At 35.8% G+C, this 12,904-nt stretch carries 16 protein-coding genes; 2 read left to right on the forward strand and 14 right to left on the reverse strand.

Going from position 1 to position 12,904, the window contains the following annotated elements:
- The first annotated feature begins 53 nt into the window (after positions 1-53).
- The gene (locus tag M3196_RS07505) at positions 54-740 is read left to right on the forward strand and encodes a DUF1796 family putative cysteine peptidase (RefSeq protein ID WP_251321597.1); all 687 of its coding nucleotides are present in this window, start codon (positions 54-56) and stop codon (positions 738-740) included.
- Positions 741-1,147: 407 nt separating this feature from the next.
- On the opposite strand, the gene wrbA is transcribed toward M3196_RS07505, so the two are convergent.
- Positions 1,148-1,759 carry an NAD(P)H:quinone oxidoreductase gene (gene wrbA / locus M3196_RS07510; protein ID WP_251321598.1) on the reverse strand — a complete coding sequence of 204 codons (612 nt, stop codon included), beginning with the start codon at positions 1,757-1,759 and terminating at the stop codon, positions 1,148-1,150.
- Between the two features lie 425 nt (positions 1,760-2,184).
- Positions 2,185-2,613, reverse strand: coding sequence for a hypothetical protein (locus tag M3196_RS07515; RefSeq protein ID WP_251321599.1), 429 nt, complete (start codon positions 2,611-2,613; stop codon positions 2,185-2,187).
- 282 nt (positions 2,614-2,895) lie between these two features.
- On the opposite strand from M3196_RS07515, the gene M3196_RS07520 reads away from it, so the two are divergent.
- Positions 2,896-4,029 (forward strand): ElyC/SanA/YdcF family protein, encoded by a 1,134-nt coding sequence (locus tag M3196_RS07520; RefSeq protein ID WP_251321600.1) that lies wholly within the window; start codon positions 2,896-2,898, stop codon positions 4,027-4,029.
- Positions 4,030-4,288: 259 nt separating this feature from the next.
- Here M3196_RS07520 and M3196_RS07525 read toward each other — a convergent pair whose 3' ends face one another.
- The 12 genes from M3196_RS07525 to M3196_RS07580 all read right to left on the reverse strand — a co-directional run bounded on the left by M3196_RS07525 (position 4,289) and on the right by M3196_RS07580 (position 12,774).
- On the reverse strand, positions 4,289-4,753 hold the full coding sequence (locus M3196_RS07525; RefSeq protein ID WP_251321601.1) for an NUDIX hydrolase: 465 nt from the start codon (positions 4,751-4,753) through the stop codon (positions 4,289-4,291).
- Between the two features lie 111 nt (positions 4,754-4,864).
- Positions 4,865-5,248, reverse strand: a complete 384-nt coding sequence (locus M3196_RS07530; protein ID WP_251321602.1) for a hypothetical protein — start codon at positions 5,246-5,248, stop codon at positions 4,865-4,867.
- Between the two features lie 196 nt (positions 5,249-5,444).
- The gene (locus M3196_RS07535; protein WP_251321603.1) at positions 5,445-6,647 is read right to left on the reverse strand and encodes an IS110 family transposase; all 1,203 of its coding nucleotides are present in this window, start codon (positions 6,645-6,647) and stop codon (positions 5,445-5,447) included.
- 355 nt (positions 6,648-7,002) lie between these two features.
- A complete protein-coding gene (locus M3196_RS07540; protein ID WP_251321604.1) occupies positions 7,003-7,284 on the reverse strand; it encodes a hypothetical protein in 282 nt (93 codons plus the stop codon).
- A 12-nt stretch (positions 7,285-7,296) separates the two neighbouring features.
- Positions 7,297-7,701, reverse strand: coding sequence for an SHOCT-like domain-containing protein (locus M3196_RS07545; protein WP_251321605.1), 405 nt, complete (start codon positions 7,699-7,701; stop codon positions 7,297-7,299).
- 12 nt (positions 7,702-7,713) lie between these two features.
- A complete protein-coding gene (locus M3196_RS07550; protein WP_251321606.1) occupies positions 7,714-8,079 on the reverse strand; it encodes a DUF2089 domain-containing protein in 366 nt (121 codons plus the stop codon).
- Positions 8,080-8,554: 475 nt separating this feature from the next.
- Entirely contained in the window at positions 8,555-9,793 is a 1,239-nt protein-coding gene (sstT, locus tag M3196_RS07555) for a serine/threonine transporter SstT (protein WP_251321607.1), read from the reverse strand.
- A 196-nt stretch (positions 9,794-9,989) separates the two neighbouring features.
- Entirely contained in the window at positions 9,990-10,343 is a 354-nt protein-coding gene (locus tag M3196_RS07560; RefSeq protein ID WP_251321608.1) for a dockerin type I domain-containing protein, read from the reverse strand.
- A 40-nt stretch (positions 10,344-10,383) separates the two neighbouring features.
- Positions 10,384-11,175: a DUF817 domain-containing protein gene (locus tag M3196_RS07565; RefSeq protein WP_251321609.1), complete on the reverse strand. Its 792-nt coding sequence runs from the start codon at positions 11,173-11,175 to the stop codon at positions 10,384-10,386.
- A gap of 110 nt (positions 11,176-11,285) precedes the next feature.
- On the reverse strand, positions 11,286-11,507 hold the full coding sequence (locus M3196_RS07570) for a helix-turn-helix domain-containing protein (RefSeq protein WP_251321610.1): 222 nt from the start codon (positions 11,505-11,507) through the stop codon (positions 11,286-11,288).
- Between the two features lie 10 nt (positions 11,508-11,517).
- On the reverse strand, positions 11,518-11,997 hold the full coding sequence (locus M3196_RS07575; protein WP_251321611.1) for a DUF2975 domain-containing protein: 480 nt from the start codon (positions 11,995-11,997) through the stop codon (positions 11,518-11,520).
- A 306-nt stretch (positions 11,998-12,303) separates the two neighbouring features.
- Complete coding sequence (locus tag M3196_RS07580; protein WP_251321612.1) at positions 12,304-12,774, reverse strand: DinB family protein; 471 nt, start codon at positions 12,772-12,774, stop codon at positions 12,304-12,306.
- Positions 12,775-12,904: the final 130 nt, after the last annotated feature.

Here is a 12,904-nt window from a genome sequence, read left to right on the forward strand (position 1 = left end):
AACTTAGAATTTAATATATTAACAATGTTTTTTTGAAATATGGGGGGGTTAATATGAAATTAATAGATATTCAAAAACCATATAACACGATTATCAGCCTCGGCAGTGAATGTGGTCCAGCCTTACATCTTAGAAGGCATAATTTAAGAAGAGCCTCTTTACCCTTTGATTGGGTCGTCTCTCCTTCCCTAGCTGATCTTAATAGACTTATAAAAACAAAATTTCAAGGTTATATGGAGATTGGGAATATGAGTAAAATTGAAAAAGATAGACCCGGATTTGTTTTAGATGAAGCAGGAAATAATGTTGGATCTCATTCTCACTTTATAAAAGATAATCAATTTAACGTTATATCCGTTCATGATTTCCCAATCATCCCAAATCAGGAATGGCAAACCATGTATCCTCTCTATAAACAAAAACTAAATAAAAGAATAGAAAGATTTTATTACTTGTTAAACAATAGTCAATCTATTTTGCTTATGAGATGGTCAGCTTTAAATGTTGATGCAGTTCAGTTAAGAAGTGAAGTTACTCAATTAGAAATCATTCTGTCAGAAGTAGTAAAGGGTGAATTTAAGATACTGATTATCATTTCAACGCATGGTATAAATGGTATAACCAGTATGGAATGGGGATTGAAAAACGTTTGCGTTGTTCAAGTGCCTTATAACACTAATCCCATAACAGATAATACAACTTGGGATTATCTATTAAGAGGGATTTCAATAAAGGGTTGATTCGAATTCTTTTGAGTGTTTTCAAAATAACAACATAATTGAGACCGGCTAAAAAGTATTTTAGTATGCCTCTGGTCTTTACGGTACGTGTTCTTTTATTTATTACACGTTCGCTCAATAAAGGCGAGTTTTCGCTCAAACGATTGCTCGTTTCACGCAAACCAGGCCTCGTTTCGCTCAAACGGCATGGAGTTTCATGCGCAGGCCTCTCATTTTCGCTCAAAAAGGAAATTCTATCTGTAAAAAACACATTAGAAGCGTACAGATTAACAAAATTATTAAAGCTGACCGCAAAAGGGCATATTTCTTGTCCTTTTGGGCCAGCCTCTTTTTTTTAGTTTTAGTCGTTTTATATAAATAAGCATTATAATTCGTACTGCTCGCTTACAATAAAAAACGTTATGTTTTTATTGATTGCCCTTTTTTACCCACTCTGCAACAGTCACTGTACGTTTAGCCTGATGCTTCACAGCAGCTTGTACATCTTCTACCATTTGACCGTTTTGATCAACGGTAACACTTGTGCCATAAGGGTTCCCGCCTGCAGCAAACGTAACCGGATCCGTATAGCCTGGAGTCGCAACGATCGCTCCCCAATGATACATCGTCGTATAAAGGGACAAGATCGTGGCTTCTTGGCCACCGTGAGAATTTTGAGCAGATGTCATTGCGCTGACTACTTTGTTAACCAGTTTACCGTTAAACCAAAGACCACCCGTCGTATCTAGGAATTGTTTCATTTGAGAAGGCATGTTTCCAAAGCGCGTTGGTACACTAAAAATGATAGCATCCGCCCACTCCAGGTCTTCTAAACTAACTTCAGGTACATCCTTTGTAGCTTCAACATGACTTTTCCAGGCAGGATTCCCTTCAATAGCAGATTGTGGCGCAAGTTCAGGGACTTTCAGTACTTTAACTTCAGCTCCAGCTTCTTTACCGCCTTCTTCAGCCCATTTTGAAAGCTGATAGTTGGTTCCTCCCATACTGTAATAAATAACAGCTAGTTTTACGTTGGACATGTGTGTTTCCTCCTATTAATAAAAATTATTAGATACTTACTTATTTCTATTACCTTTAATCATTTCCTTCAAACTTTTTTATTTTTTTATGATTTCTATATCTAGAACTTTTGCCTGGATCTTCACATTGATATAAATAGCGGGATAAACATCATCCCAATTTGCTCCCATATTTTTTTTACACCACTCCTTTAGGTAAGTCTCTGTTATCTTATTATCCTTTTTTCTTTATAAAAAATGCATGACAGGAAGTATTTAAGATTCAATCAAAAAAATCATGCTTTATTCCAAGTAAAGGATTCGCATGATTTTGTTTTTCTATTTTGCAGTCATTCTTCATTAGTGAATGATTATCTAACTCCTACTTCCTTTACTTGCTAATTAAAAAACACAACTATAATAAAATAGTTGTGTTCAAAATCTTCTTAATCACTTACAGCAATACCAGAAAAGCTCTCAGGTCCAACACGAATTACGCCTACTAAACTGGATGAAACAAACATTGTGTATGTGAGTTGAGTTGCAGCTGGTGGATTAAAATCTAATGCATTGAAAGCAAATACTTGAGGTCCTAAAATATTCAAGTCCATATTTTCTGTTGCAGAATAAACTAATGGATCAGTAGATAAGGTACCTCTTACTACTGTAATGGTAATTGATGTGGCAGCAGGCAATAGAGGAAGTTGCAGAGATACCGTACCAGACATAGAAACACGGATATTCGTTCCGGCGTTCTGTGTTGCTAATCCGATTCTACCAACTAATTGAGGAGTATTAGCAGCCAGTATAGGAACAGAGATCGAGTTTGAATAACTAGCATTCTGACTAGTTCTTAAATCTAAAAATCGAGCCAATCTTTCCACCCCCTTCCTATCTATATTCTATGAATTTAAAAGGAGAATGCTTGTACAAACATGGAAGTTTAATACAGAATTTTTAGTATCGAAACGATAACATACAGCTGACGGAAAAGCTCTCCCCTTTTCCGAACAGTCTAGTGTCCCTGCCGAAAATGATATATGTATATCTTTATAATAACTTTACATAGAAACAATGAGAGGTTAACAAATCACTGTTAATTTGGTACATGTGCTTATACCACAGCTCAAAAATCATAAAGCGAGGGGAAATAACTTATGAATAGATTGAAGAAGAAGATGGGACTAGGACTTGCTGCTGTACTGACAGCCACTTCATTATCTGCAGCATATGTGACGACAGGGTCTTCAGCTGCACCTTCTGAAGATGTCAGCATTATAAAGAATGATGAACCTACATCAAACCGTATCGATCAATTAAAAGACATTGCCATGCATTTTTACTGGCATGGAGGCGATGTTAAAAAAGCTGAAGAAGAAATATTCAAAGGAATAACGCTTAAAGGAAAATTCGATGTTGTCGAAAACGCGTTCAAAGAAGCGACAACGATCGATCCACTCGATAATGATCTAAAGATTTCTCTAGCATCTACTCAGATCATTCAGAAAAAAATCCCAGAGGCTCTAGAGACCTACAAACAGGTACTGAACTTAGAACCGGACCATTATAATGCAAACCTGCTCTATGGGACCTATTCAAAGGTTAACGGAGACGAAAAAACCTACAAGACATCGTTAGCTAAGCTGATGCAAATCGATCCCGCAAGAACCAAAGAATATATGCAGAGGTTTGAATCAACAGAAGAGATCATGGACACTGAACTAAACACTGAAGTTCCAGAAAGTCTGCCCCAAAAAGATCATGCGATCGTTATTTTGGGTTATGCTCTAGCGGATGATGGAAAGATGCAGCAAACACTGATCGAGCGTTTAAAAGCGGGTCTTAAAATCGCAAAAGAATACCCCAACTCCAAAATTATCGTATCAGGCGGAGTCCCAAAACAAGGAGTAACAGAAGCAGATGCGATGAGTGAATGGTTGATCTCACAGGGTATCGAAAAAGAAAGAATCATCCTTGAGAATAAATCAACAGACACGGTAGAGAACGGTCTTTTCTCGATGGATAAGCTTGAAAAAGAAGGATTAAAAGATGTTACCCTCGTAACAAGTGCAAGCCACATGAGACGAGCGCTGACCGTATTTAACGAAGCGAGCGACCTCCTGGATAAAATGAACGGAACTCGTACCGAAAGAGACTTTACAAATATGGTCTATCTGGATTACTCCTCAATCGAGGAAGCACAGAAAGTCACGAAAGACGAAAGAATGGTCATCTACCGTGATCTTCTCAGAACATCAGGAATCTGGCAGTACCCAGATATGCAAAGATAACTCTATTGAATGACATCTTTTAAAGGAGTTATCGATTAGTAAAGGTATCTCTGTTGAAGGAAGAAAAAATTGTAATTCTCGTGTCTTTTAGCAGTGGAAAGAGAACTAAAAGTGGTAAATGACTTAAAAAACGCCCAGATTTGAACTTCACGCCAATGTTAGACATCTTCTAACAATAAGGGTGAAGTTCAGACTTTTCTCTGGACGTTTTTTTATACCCTAATTTTATTTGTCTCTTAAGAAAACGAAGAGCGAAACTTCATAGCATTTTACTTAATACCCTTAAGAACCCTTTATATAAAAAGATTCTAAAATGAGAAACTGTTATTGAATCTCTAACTATAATATCTTTATGTTTCAAATAATTTTTAATTTGTTTTCTTCTATTTGGGATCATAAGCAAAGGTAATTTATTAGGGCTAAACCACTCTATCTTTTCTGTTTCAGGACCATCCTTTATTGGCGAACCGCCTATTATTTCCCCTAAAAATAAATGTTGCATATCATCGTATTGAGGTTGATAATATTCTCCTATTTTTCGCTTGATTGAAATAATATATCCTGTTTCCTCTTCCGTTTCTCTTATAGCACAATATTCTAAAGGTTCTTCTTTTTCCAATGTTCCGCCAGGTAAATCCCAGAGTGGATAATCTTTTCTCTTGGCTAACAATATATGACCTTCTTTATTGATAACAATAGTAAAACAGCCCGACGTTTTTGCCATAATAGTTATTTCTCCTTTTTAAAGTAAACTGCCCTTTCATTCAATAATAAAAGCATTTCTCCTTCTTGAAGAAATGCACGCTTTTCTGGAGTATGAGTTTGATTAGTTCTTTTAGTTTTTTGAAACAGAAACTTTATTTTGTTGAAACCCAATCTCTTTGAAATCACCAAAAAATCCTCTCACTTCAATTGAAAAAAACTGATTCGGGTCTTCTATATTTCTGTATAGTCTCTTTGTCTGCGTACTCAAATTTAAAAAACCCGTTGAAGTGTCATAATATCCATCTGCATACACAAATGTAATACCTTCTGATGTTTCATAACTATCAGTGTTTAATACTAATTCATAACAATCAACATCTTTACAGTTCACATCATAGTTTTCAGTTAACCATTGAACAAAGTGATCCTCATTAGGTTTGTTAATAAAAATAGCTATGACTCCAAATAACACAATACCAATTAAACCTATTTTAACAAGCCATTTCTTGTTCAAAAAATCCCCCCTAACCTATCCTGCATTTTACTTCCATAAAAAAGTGCACTTCTCCTTCCTGAAGAAAACCAGCTAATAGGATGTCAATACTTTCTATAAAAATTTTTAAAACATCCATGTTATAATTCTAAGACATGCCAAATAACCCTCCAATCTATTTTTGGAAGGTTCTTCATAATTTACATGAATCTATCAATTAGTATATATCTTGGAAAAGTTCTTTTCTCTTTAGTATGGTATAAATCCAATGTAAGAGCTTGTTAACACAAGCGATTACTGCTACTTTGAATGGTTTTCCTTCCTCTCGTTTTCGATCATAAAATACTTTGAGTTTCTTATTACGGGAACTTCTTATACCACAGAGAACTGCCATATATAATGTGTGTCGTAACCTACTAGAGCCTCTTTTGGTAATTCGATTAATCGTCGCAGTAAATTTACCAGACGAATGAACACTCGGATCAATTCCAGAGAAGGCAACTAATTTCTTAGGATGATTAAACCTTTCAATCTCTCCAATTTCTGAAAGAATCGTGGCCGCGATTCTTGCTCCGATACCAGGGATCGATTGGATAATCTTATATTCTTCTATTTCTCCTGCAAGGGCATCTATTTGATGATCTAATTTTGCTAGATGCTCTTGATATTGGAGAAGCATGTGAATATACATTTCAAGACTAGTCAGTTGACTCTGATACATTGTATTTTTAAACGGATTTCGATGTGCTGCTTCAATAAGTTTTATAGCCCTCTCTTTTGCCCAACGCTCTGAACGACTCAGACACAAACTTGCAATCTTATCAGTTAAGCTATCTTCCCCAGTTTGTAATACAGATTCTGAAGTACTAAACTCTAACAATGTATTTAGAGACACTTTCGAATACAAGTCTCCAAATACTCCTCTATATTCAGGAAACACCTGATCTAATATCGCATGAAACTGTAGTTTCGCTTGAACATAGAGACCTGTAAGTGTTTCATGTTGTCTTGTTAGATGACGAAGGTTTAAAAGGTTAATCCCTCTCTTTTTATATGGCTCAAGTTCTTCCTTGTAATACAGTTCACATAACCGATATGCATCGATTTCGTCTGTTTTTACCTTTCTTAAACTAGATTTCTTAGCTTGATGTGATAGTAATGGATTAATCAAGATATACATAAAATTTTGTTCCTCTAAAAACTGTATCACTGGAGTATGATAATGTCCTGTGGACTCTAATATGACAGATGGCCTAACTCCTGACACACACTCTACCTCTTTTAAAAAATGCATTAATTCAACTAATTCCTCATTTATATGAGAAATAGTAAAACTTTTCCCGTAAGGACTCCCCTTATCCAAAAATGCTTGAACTTGACTTTCCCCTTTTGAAACATCCAGACCAACGACTGGATTCATTCTTCATCTCTCCCTTAGTTAATTACTCACCAGTAACCCTTTTCCACCTTGAAGTATCATAGCTTCGCTTGTTATACGAGATCAATGTCCCAACCAGCCTCAAACATGTTTCTACAAGTAGGGGGCGGACTGTTTTCTTCACGGAATCCTGTCCCACGCACCCGAACGTCCTACCCTGGCTACCGATATAATAGGTCCTATATAAAAAAGGTCAACCAGTAAAATCTGGTTAACCTTATAATACGAATGCACCTGATAGATGTAGAAGAAAAATATTATTTTTAATTTCAAGCTCTAACACTCTCAATTGGAATTGGGTTATCGACCAACTGAAACACCGAAATCCCAAAGTTTTTTATAATCTAACAATTACTTCTGTGCCGTCTTGGGCTTTCACATTAACTAACTCTAGACCTTTATGCTTTTTTAGTTCTTTTATAATATGTTTGAGTTCTGTTTTATCAATGGATGGAATAGTAAAGGATATGTTTTTATTGTCTAAATGAGGTTTCGACCATTTGTTTGCATGTCGGATTAGCAGTCTAGAGGTTAAGATTGAAACACCTATGTTTAAAAGGACATAAGGAACAGGTATCATGAATTTTGCCCCTTTTGTTTTTACATTTACATGTAGCATGATCTGTATCCTCTACTCAATCATTACTGAAACGGTATCACCGTTTGCTGATTTCACATCAACAATCTGACCGTCCAATTCATTTTCGATCGCATCAAAGATTAGATCAATATTAATATCTTTTACATATTGTTCAGATTGTGGAATCTTTGAAGCTATACTGTGTCCTGCAGCTAAAACGACCTTTACTAGTTTAATCGGAAGGTTCACATTTACGTTGTCTCTTTCAGCAGATACAACCTGAATCTTTAATGTTTTGTCGATGTAACTAGGAGGTCTATTCGACGTAAAATTTGATGGTCTGACAGATGTACCTTCTTCTTTTTCTTTTAAAACTTGAATTAATTCAGACCCCTTTTCAGCGTCAACCTTACCTTCTTTAACCATTGTTAAAACTTTTTCGATCTCACTTTTCATTTCACATTCCTCCTATTCGTCTTTTAACATTTTGATTGCTTCATCCGGCGTAATCTCTCCACGTTCAAGCATCATAACAATTTTTTTCTCGTCTACTTCATTCTTCTTTTTTTGTTCATACCCTAGTGAAGATGCAATGTCATTCAGCTTGCCTCGAACAGTCGGGTAGGAGATCCCAAGTTCTTTTTCAACTTCTTTAATATTTCCTCTACATACGAGAAAGACTTCGACAAAATGAAGCTGCTCTTTTGTAAGTGCAGCAAATTTAGATAATTCAAATTCGTTCTCGATTGTCGTTTGGCAATGTGAACAATGCAGTTTCGTAATCTTGAGTGTTTGTGTACAAACAGGACAATTCGTAAGTAATGGATGGGCCATATTAGATTCCTTTCTTTCTATTTAATTAGATTATATACAATAAAATTAAAAAATTGAATAAAATTTATAAAAATATTTAATTTCAATATTAATAATCTTAACTTCCACTTAAGATTCGTTAATATTTTTATGTTTTTTATTTATTTGAATAAAAACATAAACTTCAGAAGAATATTATGCTTTCTTACGAAGTCTCCCTATTCTACAATCTGGTTCTTTTCATAAAAAAAAGAGCGCATTTCTTATTACAGAAATGCACCCGTTTTTAATCCCATATTTATTAATTCATTCTGTTATGAAAAACCAATTCATCTCCTTTGATCTTTTCTTATCTACTATGAGCTGTTTAAAAATACTCCCCAACATTAGCTCATTTTGTGTAAAGACTTGTTTTCCATAAAAAACGCACCTCCAATGATTAGTCGAGTCTAATCATTGGGGTGCAGTTCAATCGCAAATTAAGAGGATTTCTTCTTTATGCTGCTTTTTGGATATTTATTGTTTTTCCTTCTTTACGCCACTCTTTATATTCAGCTGTTGCTGTGAAAAGTACGTCTGTAGATGAGTTTAATGCCGTTTCAAAAGAATCTTGTAAAACCCCTATGATAAAGCCTACTCCAACTACCTGCATAGCAACATCAGCTGGAATTCCAAATAAGCTGCATGCCAGAGGAATCAGTAATAAGGATCCACCAGCAACTCCTGAAGCACCACAAGCGCATATAGCTGAAAGGAGGCTAAGTAGAATTGCGGTAGGGAGGTCCACTTGGATGCCAAGTGTATGAACCGCTGCAAGAGTCAAAACAGAAATCGTAACAGCGGCACCAGCCATATTGATGGTTGCACCTAATGGAATGGATACTGAATAACTGTCCTTATCCAAACCTAGCTTTTCACATAATCTCATATTTACTGGAATATTTGCAGCTGAGCTGCGTGTAAAGAAAGCTGTCATACCGCTTTCCTTTAAGCACTTAAATACAAGCGGGTAAGGGTTTTGCCTTATAGCTGCAAACACGATGATTGGGTTGACAACCAAAGCAACGAAGATCATACAACCAATCAGGAGGGCAAGTAATTTCCCATAGCCTAGTAAGGCATCAATTCCATTTGCAGTAATAGACTCAAATACGAGACCCATGATTCCTAATGGTGCAAACTTAATTACCCAAGTAACCAGTTTGGCAACCGCATCTGAAAAATTAGAGATCATCGTTTTTGTCGTATCAGCGGCATTTCGTAAAGCCAACCCAAGGAGTATCGCCCAAGATAAAATACCGATATAGTTGGCATTTACAATAGCATTAACCGGGTTATCAACAACGTTAAGCAGTAATGTTTTTAGAACCTCGACAACACCACCAGGAGGCGTTACACCTTCCGCTCCTTTTACAAGTGTTAGACCTACAGGAAAGATAAAACTTGCAATAACAGCGATTAATCCAGCTAAAAAAGTTCCTAAAAGGTAAAGTAATATAACGGATTTCATGTTCGTTTGGTGACCACTCTTGTGTTGAGCGATAGCCGACATAACCAAGAATAATACCAACACAGGTGCAATTGCTTTCAAAGCACCTACAAATAAAGAGCCAAAAATGACAACAGGTTTTGCTGCTTGTGGGATCGTTAAAGCTAATATAGTACCAACAATCAGACCTATAATGATTTGTTTAACTAGGCTCAACTGACTCCACTTTTTCAGTATGCTTTTCATAGATGTCCCCACTCGCTTGTTAGATTTGTAAAGCTAATACTTATTTCTCATAACCTTGCGATAGAATTAAGTCGATTACAAATACATTCCCTTGCATTCCACCGTATAAAGACAACTGTCTTTATTAAATAGTATTATAGAGAGTTTTTCAGTATATTACAATTTTATTTTTTATATTAAAAAAAGTTATAATTATCTAAATATTCAACCTAATCATATAAACGTATCGAAAATTGTTTCGCAAACTATTTCTATGTTGAAATAACTCACTAGTACAGGAGTAATCAATTAAAGTTTTTTTCAATTCTTCTAATGTTAGATTCTTAGTTTTTTCAACTGGTTTATTGGATATTGGGAAGTATGGATTGATAGATATGAAGTTCTTTTCGACAAAATTAAAGTCAATAATGTCAACAACTCCATCTTTGTTAAGATCTTCTTTCAATCTATCTCCTGAAATTCCAGCATTATTTACAATAAGCTTTGCGTCATAAATGTCGATTACATGATCTCCGTTGACATCTCCAGCAACAGCCGTATCCGTATACACAGTATAGAGATTTCCTTGAACTTTTGTCTATACTCTTTAGTTATGACGATTGACTAGCATCTATCCAAGTGGAATTTTTCCTCTTAACCTGCTTTAACGTCGCCACAATAAGAAAGCTAACAATCACTAATAAGAGCCATGAACTCACCTTTCCTAGATGAACGAGACTCCATGCATCGGTTTGGTTTGGATATTCCCAAGCTCCAAAGAACGTCGCGATATTTTCGGCTATCCATATAAAAAATCCGATGAGTACAAAAGAAAGTGCGAGTGGCATACGGTAACGAGTCCCATCAACCACGAATGTGACCCATGAATGCCAAAAGACGATAATTACAAGTCCAGATAACCACCAACGAACATCGATCCAATAATGGTGGGTGAAAAAATTTAAATAAATGGCTGCTGCGAGAGGTACAACTACCAAAAACGGGGGCCACTTAACCAGTTCAACCTTTAACCTCCTCCACGCCTGGCAAAGATAACTCGCTACACTTGCGTACATGAATCCGCTATACAAAGGCACTCCAAAAATTTTGAAATACCCTTCCTCTGGATAAGACCAGGAGCCCATATGTACCTTAAAAAGTTCTAGAGCAAGTCCAATAAGGTGGAACATTGTAATAACCTTTAGTTCATCCCGTGTTTCAAGCCCAGAACGCATCATCCACCACTGCATCAGAAGGCAGATGATGAGCAGCCAGTCATACCGTGGCAGGAAGGGAAGCGGGATGATTTGTGTAAAAGCCAAAGAGGCAAAAATAACGACAGGAAACAAACATGATAAGGCCTGCTCCCAACCAAAACGAACAAGTTGTTCTAGTGCTCTCATGATCTGTGCCTCCATTTTTGAATGGTTAAATTCATGAGTAACTCCCCTTTTATGAAATAACAGAAAAAGAAATCTTTCTTTTCCTTTTAATATTTAATATTCCTACTTTATTAATCTTGAGTGTCTTCATCACTTCGGTATTCTAAAATATCTCCGGGTTGACATTCTAATGCTTTGCAAATTGCCTCTAAAGTTGAAAGTCTAATGGCCTTTGCCTTTCCATTTTTCAATATAGAAAGGTTAGCCATTGTTATTCCAACCCTCTCAGAAAGTTCTGTTACGCTCATTTTCCTTTTAGCCATCATCACATCAATATTTATTATAATTGCCATGTTATTCACCTCAGACCGTTAAATCATTTTCTGATTTTATATCGATCGCATTTTTTAATAGCTTTTGAAGAACAGCGGCAAAGACTGCAACCACCATGCAGCCAAAAATAATAATCATTCCGATTAGTATAATACCTGGAGCATCGTCAACCTCTGCCATGAGATATAAGAGCGGCATAAATACCACATATAAGGCACTGATGGTGATGGCACAGTATTTGATATTCTTTAAAGCCTTTACAGATAATTCCGAAAACGCTTCGTTCATGTCAATATAGCTTAAAAGTTTAAAAGTTTGATACAGGGCAAAGTAAAAAGGGATCGCCGCTGCATACAACCCGATTAAGAAGGGATATTGCAAAAAATCTAACTTTGGATTTAATTCTGCAAAAAATTCAGCTATCTCAGGTAACAAAAATATACACAAAGCAAGTACAGGAAGTCCCATAAGAACAACGACGAACTTTAAAAAGAATGTTTCTCGTTTCATAAAGAGCACCTCAATTATTTATTGTAATTTGAATTTAACACACCTTTTTATCGTTTTACAATAAATTATTTCTGATTATAATTATATTTTTATCGATATATAAATATTCCTTTGATTTTTTGACAAAGAAAAAAAGCATTCCTCATTACAAAGAAATGCTCTATAACTTTAAACATCTTTTTAACTTGTTCAATTAAACTGCTTCTTTTGTTCAATAAAAAATAAGTGCAGTTCTCCTTCGTAAGGAGGTGCATCCTTTGATGGAATATCTAAGAAGCTCCAAAAACAAAATATCTCTTTAATCAGTCAACGATTTGACGGCCAAGACCCTTGCATTTTTCTGATTTGAATAATTTGACCGGTATGATAAGCATCATGTAGCATGATGTCCAGTAATTTCCCCTCAAGTGAATTTTGGTCAAGCTTTTCGTCGGAAATTGTACTCAATACCTGTCTTAAATTGCGTTGAGCGTTTTCTGCACGTTCAGCGACTTTCTTCCATTCCTTATCATCATTAGATTGATCAGTGAGATAGAAGGTTTCATCACCATCGAGATTATGTACCCATTCACGTCCATCTAAGTTTGCAGCTAGTCTTTCTTTGTAGTAAATCAGATGATTAACGTTCTCCCAAATGGTTTTAGTTACCTCTCCAGCTGGTCTCCAGCTGGCTTGTTCTGCCGTGATTCCATCAATTGCATGTTTAAAGGGTGCATACCAACTTTCCTTATTAAATGTTGAATCTAGTACGTTTAAAAGGAAGTCAATTCGTTTCATAGTCATCTCCTCCTTGAATAAGTTAAATAATTATTCTCCCTATTTTCCTCGTGTCCTGCCATTTTTTATTTCAAATATACTGCCCTTTAGATCAACAAAAAAGTGCACTTCTCCTTCTTAGAGAAATGCA

It is taken from the genome of Fictibacillus nanhaiensis (genome assembly GCF_023715445.1).
Taxonomy (GTDB): domain Bacteria; phylum Bacillota; class Bacilli; order Bacillales; family Fictibacillaceae; genus Fictibacillus; species Fictibacillus nanhaiensis_D.